This window comes from Corynebacterium kalidii (assembly GCF_022869005.1).
Classification (GTDB): domain Bacteria; phylum Actinomycetota; class Actinomycetes; order Mycobacteriales; family Mycobacteriaceae; genus Corynebacterium; species Corynebacterium kalidii.
The window spans coordinates 211,091-229,879 of record NZ_JALIEA010000012.1 but is presented as its reverse complement, the minus strand read 5'-3'; the positions used below and the strand labels follow the sequence as shown (position 1 = coordinate 229,879).

Below are 18,789 nucleotides of genomic sequence, written 5' to 3'. Positions count from 1 at the left end.
AGGGCACCATGAGCCACCAGATCGCCCTCGCCTTCGAGGACGGGATCACCCGGTTCATCGAATGCGACGAGGACCAGACGGTCGCCGACGCCGCGTACCAGGCCCGGATCAACATCCCCTTCGACTGCCGTGACGGGGCGTGCGGAACGTGCAAGGCGTTCTGTGAAGCGGGTGACTTCGAGGAGGGTGAGTACATCGAGGACGCCCTGTCCGGCGCCGAGGCTGCCGACGGGTACTGTCTCCCCTGCCAGATGACCCCGAACTCCGACCTTGTCCTCCAGATCGCGACGACCTCCGAGCGGGCGAAGACAGGCGCCCAACGGCTCCGTGGCGAGGTGACCGAGATCGTCCGGCACTCGGAGTCCACGGTGGGGTTCACCGTCCGGCTCGACGACCGGGAGAACCTGGGCTACCTGCCCGGCCAGTACATGAACATCACCGTCCCCGGTTCCGAGCAGACCCGGTCGTACTCGTTCTCCTCCGGCCCCTCGGACGACACCGTCTCGTTCCTGGTCAAGCTCACCCGCGGCGGATTGATGACGACCTACCTGGAGGACCGGGCGGCGGTCGGTGACGAGCTGGTGATGACCGGGCCGATGGGGTCGTTCTTCCTGCGCGAACCCTTCCGTCCGATTCTCCTGCTCGCCGGGGGAACCGGACTGGCACCGATCCTGTCCATCCTGGAGAAGCTCACGGAGGACGAACTGCTGGACGTCCCGGTGCGTCTGGTCTACGGGGCCTCCGCGGAGATGGACCTGGTCAAACTGGACCAGCTCGCCGGTTACCGGGGACGGCTCCCCGACTTCGACTTCTTCACCGTCGTCTCCGACCCGGACTGCGGGCATGAACGCACGGGGTTCGTCACGGACCACCTGTCGTCGGCGGACATGCACGGCGGGGACTGCGACGTGTACCTGTGTGGTCCCCCGCCGATGGTCGAGGCGGTGCGGGTGTTCCTCCAGGAGCTCCCGGAGCAGCCCGAGAACTTCTACTACGAGAAGTTCTCCTCGGCGGCCGGCACCGCCGGCGCCTCGGACACGGACTCCCTGACGGTGACCACGTCCGAGACCGGGGACGGCACGGCCGCGCGGGCCGAGGTCGTCATCACCGCCCCCGGTGTGGAGATCGGCGAGGTCCACTCGGCGAAGGCCGACTCCACCTCGCAGTTCGAGGCCCGGATGGCCCTGGAGTTCGGGGCCCTCGAACTGACCGTCGGCCGCCTCGGCGACGCCGACATCGCGGAGTACCGGGCCCTCGCCGAGGCCGCCAACGACGTCCTCGACGGAGACCACATCGTCGACTCGGCGGAGTTCACCCGTGCGAACAACCGGTTCCACGAGTTCCTGTTCACCCGTACGGGGAACCCGGCACTCCTCGCGGCCTACCGCAACCTCACCGTCGTCGACGTCATGAACGAGACGCTGAACGACGCGACGTGGATCCACCGGGACATCGCCGACGAGCATCTCGCCCTGGTGGACGCCGTCGCCGCCGGCGACCGGGACCGTGCCGCGGCGGTCATCCGCAGCCACAACGACCATGCGGTCACCACCATGAACACAGCCATCGACGGCGGAGCAGACACGGAGGCCGGGGCATGAGCGCCCCGGTCGGCCCCGGGACGGGGGAACGCCCCAGGCACGTCACGCCGGAACGGTTCTTCGGCCAGTCGGTGATCGTCACCGGCGCCGCCCAGGGGATCGGGAGAGCCGTGGCACAGCGGATCGCGTACGAGGACGGCAACGTCCTGCTCGTCGACCGGTCCCCCGTCGTGGAGGAGGTCGCCGCCTCCCTGCGCGACGTCGGCGCCGGCACCGTCGCGGCGTTCACCGCCGACCTGGAGACCTGCGACGGGGCGGAGCGCGCCGTCGCCACGGCGGAGGAGGTCCTCGGCACCCTCGACATCGTGGTCAACAACGTCGGCGGCACCATCTGGGCGAAACCCTACGAGCACTACTCGGCACCGGAGATCGAGCAGGAGATCCGCCGCAGCCTGTTCCCCACGCTGTGGATGTGCCACGCCGCGATGGCGGTCTTCACCGGCAACGGCGGCGGCACCGTGGTCAACGTCTCGTCGGTGGCGACCTCGGGGGTCAACCGGGTCCCCTACGCCGCGGCGAAGGGTGGCGTCAACGCGCTGACCCGCGCCCTGGCGCTCGAGGGCGCCCCGCACGGGATCCGGGTGGTGGCGACGGCCCCCGGCGGGACCCTGGCACCGGAACGCGTCATCCGACGAGGCCCCGGCCCCGACGGCGAGGACGAGGAGCGCTGGTACCGCCAGATCGTCGACCAGACGGTCGACTCCTCGCTGATGAAACGGTACGGCACCCTGGACGAGCAGGCGGCCCCGATCTGCTTCCTGGCGTCTGAGGAGGCGTCGTACATCACCGGGACGGTCGTCCCGGTGGCCGGTGGGGACCGCGGTTAGATGGCGGCGCACCTCGACTCCACCGCCGACATCCTCCGCCCGACGATCCACGAGCTCGTGCGGGCCGTGGAGTCCGCCGCCCCCGGTGACGGTCGGGTGCTGGTGGTGTCCGGTCCGCACGGGTCGGGACGCAGCGGTGTCCTCCGCGGCACCCTGGCGGCGTTGCCCGGGTGGCGGTCCGCCCGTGTCACCGCGCTTCCGTGGCACGGCCACGACAGCGGCACCCTGGCACGGCTCCTGGCCGCGCGGCTGGGCGCCGACGCCACCCTGGCCGGGACCGCCGACGTCCCCGGGGCCATGACCGTCCTGGCCGTGGACGACGCCCAATGGGCCGACACCGGCACCGTGCAGGAGCTGGTCTCGCTCGCCCGGCACAGTACCCGGGGCCGCGTCGCGGTCGTGCTGTCACTGCCGGACGGGGCGGGGAGCGGTACCGCCGGCCTGATACGGGAGATGGCCGACACCGTGACGGTGCTGCCTCCGCTCGACCTGCGTGACGTCCGCGCCTTCGCTCTCGCCGTCTCCGGAACCAGGTTGGGCCCGGAGGCCGCCGCGCAGCTCCAGGACCTCACCGGCGGTCGTCCCGGCCTGATCCGCGAAGTCCTCGACTCCGTCCCGGGGGACCACTGGCGGCAGGCGTCCCCCTCGATCCCGGTCCCGGAGTCGTGGCGGGACGCGATGGCGGCGAGACTCGACGCCGTGGCCGACCACGGCAGGTCCCTGCTGCCGGTACTGCAGGCCGTGGCCCTGTTCCCGGAGGGTGCGACGACCGACCTGGTCCGCACACTCACCGCGGACGACGGCACGGGGATGGACCACGCCGTGTCCCTCGGTTTCTGCCTGCTGCACCCCAGCCCCGGACACCCCGTGCTGCGCCTGGTCTCCCCGTCGGACCGTGCGGTCCTGACGTCGATGACCCCGCCGGGCCGGAACGCCGCGATGCACCGCGTCGCGGCCGAGCACTTCGCCGGCCTCGGCGACACCGACGCGTCGCTGCGGCACCGGGCCCTGGCGTTGACCACCCCGGACGGGGAACTCGCCGCGACCATCGCGGACCGCGGGCACAGGCTGGGGGCCACGGGCTACTGGCGGCGCGCCGCGTCACTCATGACCCTGGCCGCCGAGATCGCCACGGACGCCACGCACCGGGAGCGCTACCGTCTGGACGCCGCCGAGGCGATGCTCGGTGCCTCCGACATCCCCGCCGCACGGCTGCACACCCGGGCGTTGTCCCCGGTGATACCGGTCGGCACCGCCGCGGTGCAGCGGCATTCCGTCCTCGGCTACCTGGCCCTCCACGAGGGACGACGGGCCGAGGCCATCAGCCACATCGACTCGGCGTCGGACCAGCTGGCGTCGGACGGGCCCGACGGGGACGACATCGTCCCCCGTGGGCTGGCCTCCCGCGTGGCGTCGCGCCAGGCCCTGCTGAACCTGGCCGAATGGCGGCCGGAGCAGGTGGTCGCGTGGATGGACCGGGCCGACCGGTGGGCCACCGCCGGCGCCGCGGCACGTACCGAGTCGCAGGCGATCGCCCTGATCGCCCAGGGCGCGATCACCGGACGGATGCCGGAGGAACCCGTCGACGACGGCAGCGCCGGGCTGCACGTCCAACGCCGCAACATGGCGATGGGGTGGCTCTCGCTCGTCTTCGACGACCCGGTCACCGCCCGGCAGCGGCTCCAGCGTCGCACGCAGGTCGACGGCTCCGAACGGATCAGCCTGTGGCAGGACGCCTGGTTGGCCCGTTCGCAGTTCGTCATGGGCGAATGGGACGACGCGATGACCACGGTGGAGCGCGGGCTGGCCCGTGCCGAACGTTTCGGGATCAGCTTCCTCGAACCGCTGCTGCTGTGGACCGGTGCCCAGATCTCCGTCTTCCGGGGAGCCCCGGGTCTGGCGCGCAACTACATGAACCGTTTCGCCGTGGGCACGGACTCCTTCGTGGTCGAGCAGGTCCCCGCCGCGATGTGCCGCCTGCTGTTCGGCAGCCTCGACAACGACCTCGCCTCGGCGGTCCATGCCGGCGAGAGACTCACCGGGATCCAGGGGCACACCGACATCTCCCAACCGGGCTTCTGGCCGTGGGAGGACGTGTGGGCCCAGACCCTGATGCGGGCGGGCAGGTTCGCCGAGGCCGAGGAGGTCACCACCCTGGCCGAGGAACGCGCCGCGGCGTCCGGGCTGCTGTCGCTGCAGGCGAAACTCGGCGTCCCCCGGGGAAACCTCCTGATCCAGCGCGGTGACGTCGACGCCGGCCTCCGGGTGCTCGACGACGCCGCCGACGCCATAGGCACGCTGCCGATGCCGTCGTACCAGAGCCGGATCCTCTTCGAGTACGGCCAGCTGCTGAGACGACTCGGCCAGCGCAGGCGGGCCGACGAGCAATTCGCCCGCGCCGCCGAGGTGTTCGCCGCGATGGGTGCGACGACCTTCGTGGAACGGTGCAACCGGGAACGGCGGGCCGGCGGGCTCGGCCCCCGCACCGTGGACGCCACAGGAATGACGCCCCAGGAGAAGGAGATCGCCGCGGCGGTCGCCGACGGGGCCACCAACCGCGAGGTCGCCCGGGACCTCTTCCTCTCCCCCAAGACCGTCGAGTACCACCTCACGCGGGTGTACCGGAAACTCGGGATCCGCTCCCGCTCCGACCTCGCCAGGGCCCTCGATGACCGTGCCTGACTCCCTGACCGGTGCTGACGGCCCCCACGATGAAAGGACTCCGCAGATGACCTCGTCCACCCCCGGCCGGAGCGGGTTTCCGCTCCTGGCACTGGAACGCCCGGACACGCAGGCACCGTCGCTCCGTGGCGTGCTGGCCGACCTGAACCCCACCGCCGTCGCCAACGGTCTGGTCGCCCTGCTGTTCTCCGCCTCCGGGCCGATCGCCGTCATCCTGACGGCCGCCGGCCAGGGCGGGCTGTCGCAGGGCGCCACCGCCTCGTGGATCTTCGGGGCCTTCCTCGGAAACGGTGTCCTGACGATCCTGCTCACGTGGCTGTACCGCACGCCCTTCGCGGTGTTCTGGACGATCCCGGGCACCGTGATCGTCGGCGACGCCCTGACCCACCTGACCTTCAGCGAGGTCGTCGGCGCCTACCTCGCCACCGGTGTCCTGGTGTTCCTGCTCGGGTGGTCCGGTCTCGTCGGCAGGATCATGGACCTGCTGCCACCGCAGATCGTGATGGCGATGGTCGCCGGGGTCTTCCTCCGGTTCGGCCTGGACCTCGTGGACGCCTCGACCGACGAACCGTCCGTCGCCCTGCCGATGATCGTCGTGTTCATCGTCCTCACCGCCGTACCGACGCTCGGCCGTGTCCTTCCCCCGGTGGCCGCGGCCACCGTCGTCGGGATCGTCGTGGTGGTCGCCGGTGGAAGCATGGCGCCCGGCGCGCTGGACGACGGTGTCGTCGCCCGGCCGGAGTTGACCACCCCGGAGTTCTCGTGGGCGGCGATGGCCGAACTGGTGGTGCCGCTGGCCATCACGGTGGTCATCGTGCAGAACGGCCAGGGCGTCGCGGTCCTGCGTGCCGCCGGGCACCGGCCGCCGACCAATGTCGCGGCCGCGGCGTCGGGCCTGTGGTCGCTGCCGATGGCACTGGTCGGGACGGTGCCGACCTGCCTCACCGGCCCGACGAACGCACTGATCGTCAGTGGTGGCGAACGGTCACGGCAGTACACCGGTGCCCTGGTGTGCGGCACCGGGGCGATCGCGGTCGGCATCGTCGCACCGGCGTTCACCGGGCTGGTGCTGGCCATGCCCGCGGTGTTCCTCGCTGTGCTCGCCGGCCTGGCGATGCTGGCCCCGCTGAAGAACGCGTTCCTCGCGGCATTCTCCGGTCCCGCGTCGACAGGGGCACTGGTGTGTCTCCTGGTCACCTTCTCCGACCTGGTGCTCGCCGGGGTCACCGCCCCGTTCTGGGGTCTGGTGGCGGGCCTCGTCGTCGCACGCCTGGTGGACCGGCCGTCGCCGCCGTCGGCGTAGCCGGGGCGAACTACCGTAGTTTTCCGGTACCGGGGTCCACGGGCACGGACGTAGCTTTGCAGTGTCACAGCTCACTACAACACCAGGAGACGGAACCATGTCACAGCCACGACGCGTCGGATACCTCTGGGACACCCTCTACGGGTGGGTGGACAGCGGCAGCGGCGGGTTCACACCCGCCGACCCGGCCCGCGGTCTGCAACCCATCAGCCACCACATCGCCCACGCCGACACCAAACGCCGGTTCCACGAGGCGGTCCAGGTCTCCCCGCTGCGTGACCTGCTGACCCCGGTGCCCGCGGTCGCCGCGACGGAGGAGGACCTGCTCCGGGTCCACACCGCCGGACACGTCGACGACATCCGGTCCCAGTCGGAGAGCCGGTGCGGCGGCGACGGCGGCGACGGGGCGACGCCGCTGGGGCGCGGCGGTTACGACATCGGGCTCCGGTCCGCCGGAGGTGCGGTCAGCGCCACCACCGCCGTGGTCAACGGCGAGGTGGACGTGGCCTACGCCCTGGTCAACCCGCCCGGACACCACGCCGAACGCGCCCGCGGCATGGGGTTCTGCCTGTTCAACAACGTCTCCGTCGCCGCCGCCCACGCCCGCGAGGTACTCGGCGTCTCCCGCATCGCCGTCGTCGACTGGGACGTGCACCACGGCAACGGCACCCAGGACATCTGGTGGGACGACCCGTCGGTGCTGACCGTCTCACTGCACCAGGACCGGTGCTTCCCGGCGGACTCCGGCTTCCGGGAGGAGAACGGTGCCGGCGCCGGGGCGGGCGCCGCCCTCAACATCCCCCTGCCCCCGGGCAGCGGGAACGCCGTCTACGAACTCGCGGTGCGCGACGTCGTCATCCCGGCCCTGCGCGCCTTCCAGCCGGAACTGATCATCGTCGCCAGTGGTTTCGACGCCGCGGCGATGGATCCCCTGGCCCGGCAGATGGTCACCCAGAAGGGCTTCAAGGCGATGACGGAACTGGTGATGGAGGCCGCCGACGAGCTGTGCGACGGCAAGGCGGTGTTCATCCAGGAGGGCGGCTACAGCCCCTACTACGTCCCCGTCTGCGGACTCGGGGTGCTCGAGGTCCTCACCGGCACCGAGACCGGGTTCGGCGACCCCTACTCCCCGGTGCTCGACCCGCAGGGTGTCGACGACCTCCACGACCACCAGCGCCAGGCCGTCGCCGCGGCAGCCGAACTGGTGGCTAACGTACCTACCGCGTGACGGTGCCGCGGACGATCTGGTGCAGGGGCGCGGTGTCGGGGTGGGGGATGTAGAGACCCGAGCCGAGGGCGATCACCACGGCCTCCAGACGGCTCGCCGCGTCCAGTTTGGTGCGTAGCGAGCTGACGTACGCCTGGACCGTGCGCACCCCCAGGTACAGACGGGCCGCGATGTCGGCGTCGGAGGCACCGCAGCACAGGGCACTGAGCACCTGCAGTTCCTGGCCGGTCAGGCCACGGGTGAGCCCGCCCGGCGCGGGGCGGGCCGTGACCTGCCCCGGTTGGACGATCTCGACGGTCACCGCCTTCCCGTCCACCCACCACAGGTGTTCGACGAATGCCAGCGGTCCGGTGCAGAACGCGTCGACATGCCGGGTGAACGCCTCGTCGGCGGCCAACCGGCGCCCGACGTCCGGGTCGTGCTGCGCCTCGCGACGCGCCCCGGGTGCTGCACCGGTGCCGGGGTACCGTGCCCGGACCTCGGCGACGAGGACCCCCAGCAGACCGGAGACGGCCAGCGCCGCTTCCCGGGGAGGCCCGTCGAAAGCTCGGGGGTCACGGCCGGAGAAGTGTGCCATCCCCACCGGGGACTCCCCGCAGAACAGTTCGAGGGTCATCCCGTCGGCGTACCCCTCCTGGGCGAGGTGGTCGCGGAACAGGCGGGAGGAGGTGAACTCGCCGCGCACCTCGGACGTCGAGAGCGTCGGCGGCAACGGCGCGTCGGCACTGGCGTAGCGGGTGAACCCCAGGGTCTCCTTGCGCGGGAACATGTGCGCCAGCGCCCAGGCGGTGTTGGAGGAGTAGCCCGTACGGAAGATCTCGACCGGCCGGGACACACCGGGGTCCCCGTCGATCGCGAGGACCTGCGCCGCGTCGAAGGGGATGAGCGCCCGCAGGAGCTCGAAGGAGGTCCCGAGGTCGGGGGTGCCCGCCCCCGACCGGGGCAACGGGTCAGGCGGGGTCCGGAATCCGTGCATCATCGGGTCCGAGACTACCGGCCCCGGATCCCCGGTGGCCGGTCCCCCGCGACGTACGTCGCCCGCCGGCCACGATTCCCACCGTCATCGCCAGGCACACCGCGGCACACCCCGCGTACAGCGCGAACAGGGACGGGGACCCACCGGCGGCGAAGGCGCGCCCGCCGACCACCGGGCCGAGGAACGACCCGACGTAGGCCATGGCGTTGGTGATCGCGATGACCGTACCCCGCAGCGGCGGGGCGACCTGGTTGGTCGCCGCGGCACTGATGAGGTTCTGGGTGGAGTGTCCGCCGATCCCCATCAGGCCGACGAAGATGACCGCGAGGACGAGTGACGCCGGTTCGGTCAGCAGCCCGAGGAGCCCGGCCAGGGTGAGGGCGGCGCAGACGACCGCCACTCTCGCCGGGCCGACCCGGTCGCCTGCGGTGGCGGTGAACCAGGAACCGACGACGGCGGCGCCGGTGAGCACGAAGGTGAGCGTCAACGCCTGGGTCAGGCTGAAACCGCTGCTACGCATCGCCTCGGCGAGCCAGGCGTTCAGCCCCAGCCAGGTCACGAGGTTGACCACACTGGCCAGCGCCACGAAGATGACCACGACCCGGGTCGAGGGGGCGAACAGGGAGGTCAGCCGTCGGGACGGGCTCAGTGTGGTGTTCCTGACCTCCTCCGGCTCACGGATGTGGCAGGCCAGCGACACCGCGAGGATGACGAGGGTGAGGACCGCGCCGGCCCAGTAGTTCGACCGCCACCCCCAGTGCGGCATGAGGAAGATCCCGAACAGCGACGCCAGGACACCGCCGACCGGCACGCCTGCGGTGGTCAGGGTGATCACCAGACTGGCCCGGTTGACCGCGGCGTGGTTGCGGGCCAGCGTCATCGCCGAGGTGAACGCGGCACCGATGCCGATTCCGGTGAGCACCCGTGCCAGGCCGATCACCGTGGCGTTCGGGGCGAGCGCGACCAGCACGGCGCCGACGGCGAAGACGCCGACGGCCACGGACATCAGCCGGTGCCGTCCCCACCGGTCGGCCAGTGGACCGCTGACCAGGATCCCGACGAGTCCACCGGCGTAGACGACACCGCCGATGAGTCCGGCGGTGGCCGGGTCGAGGCCGAGGGCGGGGTCGTCGAGGAGCAGCGGCACCGTGATGCCGAAGGTGATCAGGTTGTACCCCTCCATGACCACCACGAACATGCACAACGCCACCACGGCGGTGCTGGACAGGGGGCTCCGGGTGCCGGTGGCCCCGGGTGCTGACGTAGTCACACCAGTTCTCCGATCGTGTTGTCGCGACGGCCCGTGCCGCCGACGATGAATGATGCCGCGCGTTCCCCGACGAGGATCGCCGCGGCGTTGGTGTTCCCGGTGGTGACCAGGGGCATCACCGAGGCGTCGGCGACGCGTACCCCCGTGAGCCCCCGTACCGTCAGGGTCCGTGGGTCCACCACCGCGCCGGCGTCCAGTCCCATCCGGCAGGTCCCCACCTGGTGGTGGTAGGTGCTCACGTGGTGCCGGACGTAGTCCTCCAGTGAGGCGTCGTCGTCGGCGACGTCGGGGCCGGGGTAGAGCTCGCGGGCTCCCCATCCGGCGAGCGCGCGGGTCCGCCCCATCTCGCGGCACTGACGGACCGAGGCCACCAGTGCATCGGTGTCGGAGGCGTTGTCCAGCGCGGACAGGTCGATCCGCGGTTCATCGGCGAGACCGGGGCCGGACAAGGTCACCGTGCCGCGGGCCTGGGGTCGGATCAGCCCGGCCACCAGTGAGAACCCGTTGTCCGGTCCGGTCATGCCGTCCAGGTACATCGGGATCGAGAAGTGGATGGGCTGGGTGTCCGGCACGGTCAGGTCCGGTCGACTCCTCCAGAAGTGGTGGGTCTCGGCCACCCCGGTCGTCGGGGCGGGGACCGGGGTCTCCGTGGTAAAGACGACCGGGACCAGGAAGTGGTCCTGCAGGTTCCTGCCCACGCCCGGCAGGTCGAGGACGGGCTCGACACCGACCGCGGCGAGTTCCTCTGCCGGGCCGATGCCGGAACGCAGCAGGATCACCGGTGACCCCACCGCACCGGCAGCCAGGACCGTCTCCCCTGCCCGGAGCGTCTCGCGGCGGTTGTCCCGGACGTACTGGACACCGGTGACCGCGCCGTCCTCGACGAGGAGCCGCTCGACCTCGGCACCGGTGATGATCTGCAGGTCCGGGTGGTCGGCGACCGGGCGCAGGTAGGCGTGCCAGGTATTGAACCGCTTGCCCCCGCGGACGTTGAGCTGCATCCGGGAGACCCCGTCGACCTCGCCGTCGTTGTAGTCCGGGTTCACCGGCAGGCCGATCTCCACCGCCGCCTGCAGGATGCTCTCCTGCACCGGGTTGACCTCGTACCCCTCGACGACGTCCAGCAGCCCGTCCCCTCCCCTGGTGTCGGAGGCGCCGCCGTCGAAGTTCTCGATGGCGCGGAACACCGGCAGCACGTCGTCCCACCCCCACCCCGGGCACCCCAGGTAGGACCACGTGTCGTAGTCCTGTCGTGCACCGCGGCACCAGATGGTGCCGTTGAGCGCGTGCGAGCCGCCCATCACTTTCCCGCGGGGCAGGTGGATCCGGCGGCCCGCACACGACTCCTGCTCGACGGTGTGGAAGTCCCAGTCCTCCGGGCCGTGCCACAGCCGGACCGACGACCACAGGTCGGCGATCAACGGGTTGGTGTCGTACCCGCCGGCTTCAATGACGGTGACCTTCTCGCCCGCGTCGAGCAGACGACGTGCCACCACGCTGCCGGCGGATCCGGCACCGACGACGATGTAGCCGGTGTCCGGTGTCCCCTGTGTTCTGTCCGTTGTGTCCGTTGTATCCATGGCGTCCCGTTCTCCGTCCACGGGACGCTGGGGCCCGTGGAACAACTGAAGTAGTTTCACCGGTAAACGCTAGTCAGCGACCTGCGCGCCGATTTGTCGTGGAGTGCCGCGCACTTGGCCTGGAGTGACACCGGGGACGGCGGCACGAAAGCGATCAGAAGTTCGAGCAGGGAGGGGCCCTCCACCGCCTCATGTCCACAGCGGCACGTAACCTCACCTTCATGAATGACACACCAGAACTGGAGATCGTGGCAAGGACACGGCACGATGCCTTCACCCCGGCGGTCCCCACACCCCGCATCGGTGTCCCTGCGCCCACACCCGACGCCACCGCACACCGGAAGCTCGTGTCCGAGGTACTGGAGTCCACGACCCGCGACCTCCAGAAGATCGCCGAGCAACGTCGGGCAGCCTTCTCCCACACCTACTCAGTGGAGGCCGCCATCCTCTATTCCGTGCTGACCGTCGTCGGTGCGGTACTCACGGTGCTACTGGGCATCTGGCTGTTCAATGTGGGCGTCGACATGGAGATCGGGGGCGAGTGATTCTCCATGAGCAGTAAAGGTCAAGACAACCCCGGCAGCGGATGCGCCCTCATCATCCTGGCAGGCATTGCCGTCGTCATCCTCGCGTGGGCCATCAAGATCGGACTCGTCATCCTGGGTGTCGTCCTCATCGTGGGTGGAGCACTCGGAGGCGTCGCCCTGGTCCTCATGTTCTGGTTCGGTGTCTCCGAACGCCCTAAGGCGCAGGCCGCTCTCAGCGACTTCGACGCGACGTTGGCGGAACTCTCGACAACGTCCGCACGCCGTCTCTCCTCCGCGCTGACCTCCTGGGACGACCTGCAACGTAACCGCGGGGTGGGCACGACCCTGGAGAAGGCGTACTTCGCCGAATCCGTGGACGAGGTCGCCCAGGCCCTCTTCGACGACATCAACACCCACATGAAGCGTGGCGAGGAGCTCCTCGCCGCCGCCGAACACCAACTCGACCGCGAACAGCGCATCGAGCACCTGCACCAGCAGGATCTCACCACTCTCCATCTGGAGATGCTGCGCCGGCAGGTGAGCTGAGGGCGCGGAGTGCCCCGGGGGCAGATAGTGCTCTCAGATAGTCGGTCGTCCCAGAAACCGCCCCACCTTCGCAGCCACGTTCAGCGGCATCTCGTCCATCGCGTAATGACCGACCTCCGGCAGAACATCGATTTCCAGACGAGGATAGGTCACACCGAAGCTGGACCGCACCGCGTCCTCGGTGACCGCCGGGTCCCGGTCCCCCACGAAGACCTTCACGGGGACGTCCCTCGTCCCGAGTTCACCGAGGAAGTCGGCGTCGGCCCAGGCCCGGAAATACCCGCCCACGGCCGCGTCGACCGACGTCACCCGGCTGTCCTCCGCCACGGTCCGGGCGAACCGCTGCGGCAGGCTGTTCCCGGTGGTGATGTCGATGATCGTCCGGCGTGCACCGGTGTCGGACTCCGCCGCCTCGAAGAGGGCACGCTGTTCGCCACCCATCGGTGTCCCCGCGGCCCCCACCGGAGAGACACCGACCAGCGACTCGATGCTGCGGGACGTGTCGGCGAGGACACGCTGCATGAACACGCCACCCATGGAGTGGCCGAGCAGCGAGACCCGGGCACACGGCAGCTCCTCCAGCAGTGCGCACATGTCCGCGGAGATCTCGTCGACGGTGAAGTCCCCCGAGACGTCCCGGCGCCCACCGTAGCCCCGGTAGTCGGGGAACACCCACGTGAAGCTGTCGGTGTCCAAGTGCCTCTCCCACGGCCCCCAGCCGCCGGAGTGGCCGAACCACCCGTTCAGGCACACCACCGCGTGGTCGCCGGTCCCTGTCGTCCTCGCCTGGACACTCATCGTCCCGTCCTCTCGTCCACCATGAACTCCGCCTCCGTCATCGCCCGGACCTCCTCGACACCCACACCCGGTGCACACTCGGTGAGCACCAGGCCGGTGTCGGTGACCTCGAAACAGGCGAGGTCGGTGATGATCCTGTCGACAACACCCACGCCGGTCAACGGCAGGGAGCATTCGCGCCGGATCTTCGGGGAACCGTCCCGGGTGGTGTGCGTGGTCATCACCACCACCCGCGGCGTCCCCGCCACCAGGTCCATCGCCCCGCCCATGCCCTTGACCATGTGCCCGGGGACCATCCAGTTGGCCAGGTCACCGGTGGCGCTGACCTCCATCGCGCCGAGGATGGCGACCTTGACGTGGCCGCCCCGGATCATGGCGAAACTCGTCGCGGAGTCGAACACCGACGCCCCAGGCAGCAGGATCACGGTCTGCTTCCCCGCGTTGATGAGGTCGGGGTCCTCGTCGCCCTCCAGAGGGAAAGGGCCCATCCCGAGGATGCCGTTCTCGCTCTGGAGCGTGACGTGGATGCCCTCGGGCAGATGGTTGGCGACCAGCGTGGGCATCCCGATGCCGAGGTTGACGTAGTCACCGTCACTGAGCTCGCGGGCGGCGACCGCCGCCATCTCCTCCCGTGTCCAGCTCATACCGCCACCCCGTCCGTCATGGCCCCGTGCCGGGGCCGTACCGTCCGCTTCTCGACCGGTTTCTCCCTCGGTACCGCTTCGATGACCCGTTGGACGAACACCCCCGGTGTCATCACCGCGTCCGGGGCGACCGTCCCCCGGCCGCCGAGGTGCTCGACCTCGGCGAGGGTGACCGTCCCGGCGGTCGCGCACAACGGATTGAAGTTCTGCGCGGTCAGGTGGTAGACGAGGTTGCCGTCCACGTCCCCGCGGGCGGCGTGGACGAGCGCCAGGTCGGCGACGATGCCCCGCTCCTGGACGTAGGTCCGGCCGTCGAACTCGGCGGTCGGCTTCCCCTCGGCGACGAGGGTACCGACCCCGGTCGCCGTGTAGAACGCCGGGATCCCGGCGCCCCCTGCCCGGAGCCGTTCGGCCAGCGTCCCCTGCGGGGTGAACTCGACCTCGAGGTCACCGGACAGGTAGAGTTCCGCGAAGCGGCGGTTCTCCCCCACGTAGGAGGCGATCACCTTGCTGACCTGGTTGTTCTCCAGCAGGATGCCGAGGCCCTGCCCGTCGACCCCCATGTTGTTGGACACGATGGTGAGGTCCTTCACCCCGGAGTCGCGCAACCCCTCGATCAGGTCGAACGGGTTGCCGGACAGGCCGAAGCCACCCACCGCGACCGTCATGCCGTCGCGGGCGTACCCGGCGACGAGTTCCGCCGCCGTACCGTCTGTCGTCTTCCGCATGCTGTTCACACCCCCGTCGCCGGACGGACCGTGCCGACGCACTCGCCGAAGTCGAGGGTCTGCCCGTCCGGCCCCGGTGCGGTGGCGCGCATCACCACGGTCTGTCCGTCCCGGAGGAAGACCATCTCCGTGCCGTCCCGGAGCACCAACGGCTCCTTGCCGCCCCAGGACAGCTCCATGAACGACCCCCGGGTATCCTTCTCCGGGCCGGAGACCGTGCCCGACCCGAACATGTCCCCGGCGCGCAGGGACCCGCCGTTGACCGTCATGTGCGCCAGCATCTGGGGGGCGGTCCAGTACATCCGCCGGTACTCGGGGCGGGACACGACCTCACCGTCGAGCTCCACCTCCATGTGGATGTCCAGGCCCCACGGGCCACCGGCCTCGGCACCGTCCCGGAGGTAGTCCGCGAGCGCGAACTCCCGCGGGGGTGTGTCGACACGGGCCTCCTCCAACGCCTCGAAGGGGACCACCCAGGTGCCCACCGACGAGGCGAAGGACTTGCCCAGGTTCGGTCCCAGCGGCACGTACTCGAAGTTCTGGATGTCGCGGGCCGACCAGTCGTTGAAGAGGAACACACCGAAGATGTGGTCCGCGGCGTCCGCCACCGCGACCTCGGTGCCTGCCGGGGCTCCGCCGCAGACGAAGCCCATCTCGGCCTCGATGTCCAGGCGTGTCGACGGCCCGAAGTCCGGGACGCCGTCGGGGGTCGGGCGCAGGCCCTTGGGCCGGATGACGTCCGTCCCCGAGATCACGACGGTGCCGGAGCGGCCGTGGTACCCGACCGGAAGATGCTTCCAGTTCGGTTTCAGGGCCGCCTCGTCGGGCCGGAACATCCTGCCGATGTTCGTCGCGTGGTCCTCGCTGGCGTAGTAGTCCACGTAGTCCGCCGGCGTGAACGGCATGCGGTAGCTCACCTGGCCGACGTCCACGCTCGCCGCCTCCACGGCCGCGGCACTTCCCTCCGCCGTCACCGCGTCGGTGAGCCAGCGACGGAGTGGACGCCAGACCGCGGGGCCGCCGGCGAGCACGCCGTCCAGCCCGGGGCCGCCCACCGCCTCCACGACCTCGGGGTCGAGACCACCGAGGGCCTCGGCGAGCGCGGCGATGTCGATGACGCGGTCGCCCAGGCGGGTCGCGAGGAACGCCCGGTCGCCCCGGTCCGCCGCGGTGACCGACGCATAGGGGAGGTTCGCGGTCCCGAACCCGTCGGTGGAGAATGTCTCTGCTGCAGTAGTCATGGGTGTACTTCCTCTCTCGTGGGACTCTCTCGTGGGACTCAGTTGTGGGACGACTCGGGTTCGGTCAGCCCCTCGAGCACGTGGTCGCCGACACCCCCGAGTTCGCTCAGGGTCGTCAACGGCTCGAGGGTGCTGCACGCCCCGAAGCTGGTGAAGCTCTCCCGCCAGCCGGTGCCCGCCTGGACGGTGCGGAGGACCTCGCCCCCGTCGTCGCTGCCGAGCAGGATCTCGGCGCGGTCGGGGTCACCGGCGCGGAGGGCGACCACCGCTGCGGCGATGTTGAGGAACCCGAAGTGGTCCAGGGTCTCCCCGGCCGGCTGTTCCCGGTAGCGCAGCGCCCGGTGGAGACCGGCGGTGAGCTTGAACGGGAGGTCGGCGTGCACGGCGGTGTGGAGGACAGCCAGGAGTTCGGCCGGGCTGGGGTACAGCGACCGGGTGACTCCGCCGGTCCGGAACTTGAGTCCGAGCCCGTGGTCCCGCATCCACGCCGTCCTCGCGCTGTCGACCAGGTCGAACGGCAGCTCGACCCACACGGCGAGGTCGCCGTGGGTCGCGGCGAAGGACGCCGCCGCCGCGAGTTGGGTGTCCACCGCCGTACCGGAACCGGTGGTCGGGTCCACCTTGACCTCCACCGCCGCCAGCCGTGTCGTGGACGGCAACGAGTCGAGCAGGACCACGACGTCGGCCAGACCACCCGGCGGCACGACCGCCGAGAGGTCGAGGGCCGCACTGTCGGCCAGTGCCGACGCCTCGGCGACGTCCGCGAGCGGCACGACGAGGGGGCCGGTGAACTCCGCCGCCGGGAGCGTCCGGTTCTCCAGGTGCTTGGCGACGGCGTCGGGGAGCGACGCCAGGCCCGGGGGGAAGACGGCGGCGTCGTCGATGAACGACCTGAACATCACCGGTCCCCCTCCCCCAGCCAACGCCCGCCGGTCCACGAGGACCGGTAGGAGAGGTCGTTGACCGCACGTCCGGCCTCCCCGAGCGACAGGGGCTGGAAGGTGTCGACCATCACGGCGAGTTCATCGAAGAAATCCTTGCCGATCGACGCCTCCGCGGCACCGGGCTGTGGCCCGTGCGGGTGTCCTCCGGGATGCAGGGACACCGAGCCCTTGTTGATCCCGGAACCCTTACGTGCCTCGTAGTCACCGTCCACGTAGAACATGACCTCGTCTGAGTCGACGTTCGAATGGTAGTAGGGAACGGGGATGGCCCCCTCTGCGTAGTCGACCTTGCGAGGGACGAAGTTGCAGACCACGAAGTTGTGCCCCTCGAACACCTGGTGCGAGGGCGGTGGTTGGTGGACCTTCCCGGTCAGCGGCATGTAGTCGTTGACGTTGAAGACCCAGGGGTAGAGGCATCCGTCCCACCCGACGACGTCGAACGGGTGGGTCGGCAGGACGTGGATGGACCCGCTGATACCGGAGGGGCCGGAGCCGCGGTGCTTGATGTAGAGCTCCACGTCCGTCTCGGAGGGGTCCGCCAGCTGCAGCTCCGCGGGGCCACGCAGGTCCCGTTCGCAGTACGGTGCGTGCTCGAGCAGTTGCCCGTACCGGGACAGGTAGCGACGCGGTGGCCCGATGTGGCTGCTGGCCTCGATGAAGTACAGGCGCGCGTCCTCCCCGTCGCGGAGTACCCAGCGGTGGATCGTGGCCCGCGGGATGTTGATGTAGTCGCCCTCGGCGACCTCCAACGGACCGAACTGGGTCTCGACCAGGGCGGAACCCCGTTCGACGTAGACGAGCTCATCGCCCAGTCCGCTCTTGTACAGCGGCGAGGTGGTGTTGACGTGTGCGTAACTCAGCCGGACGTCGGAGTTCCCGAGCACCAGCCGGCGCCCGCGTACGGCGTCCAGGTCGGTTCCGTCGGCCGCGCCGGCGAGGTCATGCAGCTTCAGGTGCAGCGGAGCCAACGGGTCGTTCGGGGTGAGCGTGTGGTCGGGGACGTCCCAGGGACGGATGTCCACGAGCGCGGAGGGGATCCCACGGTGGTACAGCAGCGAGGAATCCGAGGAGAACCCCTCCTCCCCCATGAGTTCCTCGTAGAGCAGCTCGCCGCTGTCGCTACGGAGTGCGGTGTGACGGTGCTTCGGGAGCGTCCCGAGGCTGCGGTAGTAGGCCATGGTGTCCTCCTTCAAGGAAATGACTGTGGCGACAAACATACACCATTCTAGTTAAGTTGTGAAGTAGTTTTCCGCCGAGATCCCGTCGGTCCCGCCACGGCGACCTCCCCGGCACCTCGCGATACTGTGGTGACCATGACCAACCAGGACACGCCCGCCACACAGGACACCCCACCCCGCCCCCGGTACAGCGGCGGACTGGACTACTGGAACTTCGTCGACCACGTCCGGGGCCGGCTCGCCGCCGAGTCGCCCGACTCCGACCATGCGGCGACCGCGGTGATCCTCGCCCTGGTGCGCGGCGCGAGCACGTTCAGCAACACGATGGAGTCGACGATCCACCGCCCGGCCGGGCGCAGTTGGGCAGGCTACCAGCTGCTTTACACGCTGTGGCTGGCCGGCGACATGTACCCCTCCGAAGCCGCCACCCTCACCGGCATGAGCCGGGCCGCCGTGTCCGGCCTGACGGCGAAGATGACCGAGGAAGGCATCCTCACCAAGGTCCCCGCCCCCGAGGACGGGCGCAGCCACCTCCTGCACCTCACCGACGCCGGCGTCACCGAGGCCAGGACCCTCTACGAACGCCAGAACACCCAGGAGACCCGGTGGGCGGACGCCCTGACGCCGGAGGAACGGTCGATCCTGCTGATCCTCATGGACAAGCTGCTCAGCGGCACCGCCGCGACCGAAGCACGCCAGCGGCGCTAGCCACGCCC

Annotated in this window: 17 protein-coding genes; 8 read left to right on the top strand and 9 right to left on the bottom strand. The window is 70.2% G+C overall.

Going from position 1 to position 18,789, the window contains the following annotated elements:
• The first annotated feature begins 8 nt into the window (after positions 1-8).
• The 5 genes from benC to MUN33_RS06795 all read left to right on the top strand — a co-directional run bounded on the left by benC (position 9) and on the right by MUN33_RS06795 (position 7,641).
• A complete protein-coding gene (gene benC, locus MUN33_RS06815; RefSeq protein ID WP_244804151.1) occupies positions 9-1,601 on the top strand; it encodes a benzoate 1,2-dioxygenase electron transfer component BenC in 1,593 nt (530 codons plus the stop codon).
• Positions 1,598-2,428 carry a 1,6-dihydroxycyclohexa-2,4-diene-1-carboxylate dehydrogenase gene (locus tag MUN33_RS06810; RefSeq protein ID WP_244804150.1) on the top strand — a complete coding sequence of 277 codons (831 nt, stop codon included), beginning with the start codon at positions 1,598-1,600 and terminating at the stop codon, positions 2,426-2,428. The genes benC and MUN33_RS06810 overlap by 4 nt, the downstream gene beginning before the upstream one ends.
• Entirely contained in the window at positions 2,429-5,110 is a 2,682-nt protein-coding gene (locus MUN33_RS06805) for a helix-turn-helix transcriptional regulator (protein WP_244804149.1), read from the top strand.
• Between the two features lie 46 nt (positions 5,111-5,156).
• Positions 5,157-6,413, top strand: a complete 1,257-nt coding sequence (locus MUN33_RS06800) for a benzoate/H(+) symporter BenE family transporter (RefSeq protein ID WP_244804148.1) — start codon at positions 5,157-5,159, stop codon at positions 6,411-6,413.
• Between the two features lie 97 nt (positions 6,414-6,510).
• Positions 6,511-7,641 (top strand): class II histone deacetylase, encoded by a 1,131-nt coding sequence (locus MUN33_RS06795; RefSeq protein WP_244804147.1) that lies wholly within the window; start codon positions 6,511-6,513, stop codon positions 7,639-7,641.
• Here the strand turns inward: MUN33_RS06795 and MUN33_RS06790 are convergent.
• Genes MUN33_RS06790 through MUN33_RS06780 form a run of 3 tightly spaced genes read right to left on the bottom strand, consistent with a single transcriptional unit; the run spans position 7,631 to position 11,467 of the window.
• A complete protein-coding gene (locus tag MUN33_RS06790) occupies positions 7,631-8,620 on the bottom strand; it encodes a helix-turn-helix transcriptional regulator (RefSeq protein ID WP_244804146.1) in 990 nt (329 codons plus the stop codon). The genes MUN33_RS06795 and MUN33_RS06790 overlap by 11 nt on opposite strands.
• Positions 8,592-9,887: an MFS transporter gene (locus MUN33_RS06785; protein WP_244804145.1), complete on the bottom strand. Its 1,296-nt coding sequence runs from the start codon at positions 9,885-9,887 to the stop codon at positions 8,592-8,594. The genes MUN33_RS06790 and MUN33_RS06785 overlap by 29 nt, the downstream gene beginning before the upstream one ends.
• Positions 9,884-11,467 carry a GMC family oxidoreductase gene (locus tag MUN33_RS06780; protein WP_244804144.1) on the bottom strand — a complete coding sequence of 528 codons (1,584 nt, stop codon included), beginning with the start codon at positions 11,465-11,467 and terminating at the stop codon, positions 9,884-9,886. The genes MUN33_RS06785 and MUN33_RS06780 overlap by 4 nt, the downstream gene beginning before the upstream one ends.
• Before the next feature lie 221 nt (positions 11,468-11,688).
• Here MUN33_RS06780 and MUN33_RS06775 point away from each other — a divergent pair, with 221 nt between their 5' ends.
• Complete coding sequence (locus tag MUN33_RS06775) at positions 11,689-12,012, top strand: hypothetical protein (RefSeq protein WP_244804143.1); 324 nt, start codon at positions 11,689-11,691, stop codon at positions 12,010-12,012.
• Positions 12,013-12,018: 6 nt separating this feature from the next.
• Positions 12,019-12,540, top strand: a complete 522-nt coding sequence (locus tag MUN33_RS06770; protein WP_244804142.1) for a hypothetical protein — start codon at positions 12,019-12,021, stop codon at positions 12,538-12,540.
• A 33-nt stretch (positions 12,541-12,573) separates the two neighbouring features.
• Here the strand turns inward: MUN33_RS06770 and MUN33_RS06765 are convergent, their stop codons facing one another.
• Genes MUN33_RS06765 through MUN33_RS06740 form a run of 6 tightly spaced genes read right to left on the bottom strand, consistent with a single transcriptional unit; the run spans position 12,574 to position 18,073 of the window.
• Positions 12,574-13,338: an alpha/beta fold hydrolase gene (locus MUN33_RS06765; protein WP_244804141.1), complete on the bottom strand. Its 765-nt coding sequence runs from the start codon at positions 13,336-13,338 to the stop codon at positions 12,574-12,576.
• A complete protein-coding gene (locus MUN33_RS06760; protein WP_244804140.1) occupies positions 13,335-13,982 on the bottom strand; it encodes a CoA transferase subunit B in 648 nt (215 codons plus the stop codon). Before MUN33_RS06760 ends, MUN33_RS06765 begins: the two co-directional genes overlap by 4 nt.
• On the bottom strand, positions 13,979-14,710 hold the full coding sequence (locus tag MUN33_RS06755; protein ID WP_244804139.1) for a CoA transferase subunit A: 732 nt from the start codon (positions 14,708-14,710) through the stop codon (positions 13,979-13,981). Before MUN33_RS06755 ends, MUN33_RS06760 begins: the two co-directional genes overlap by 4 nt.
• Before the next feature lie 5 nt (positions 14,711-14,715).
• On the bottom strand, positions 14,716-15,951 hold the full coding sequence (locus tag MUN33_RS06750; RefSeq protein ID WP_244804138.1) for a fumarylacetoacetate hydrolase family protein: 1,236 nt from the start codon (positions 15,949-15,951) through the stop codon (positions 14,716-14,718).
• Between the two features lie 38 nt (positions 15,952-15,989).
• Positions 15,990-16,853 carry a hypothetical protein gene (locus MUN33_RS06745; RefSeq protein WP_244804137.1) on the bottom strand — a complete coding sequence of 288 codons (864 nt, stop codon included), beginning with the start codon at positions 16,851-16,853 and terminating at the stop codon, positions 15,990-15,992.
• On the bottom strand, positions 16,850-18,073 hold the full coding sequence (locus tag MUN33_RS06740; RefSeq protein WP_244804136.1) for a homogentisate 1,2-dioxygenase: 1,224 nt from the start codon (positions 18,071-18,073) through the stop codon (positions 16,850-16,852). Before MUN33_RS06740 ends, MUN33_RS06745 begins: the two co-directional genes overlap by 4 nt.
• A gap of 135 nt (positions 18,074-18,208) precedes the next feature.
• On the opposite strand from MUN33_RS06740, the gene MUN33_RS06735 reads away from it, so the two are divergent.
• Positions 18,209-18,781 carry a MarR family winged helix-turn-helix transcriptional regulator gene (locus MUN33_RS06735; RefSeq protein ID WP_244804135.1) on the top strand — a complete coding sequence of 191 codons (573 nt, stop codon included), beginning with the start codon at positions 18,209-18,211 and terminating at the stop codon, positions 18,779-18,781.
• The last annotated feature ends 8 nt before the right edge of the window (positions 18,782-18,789 follow it).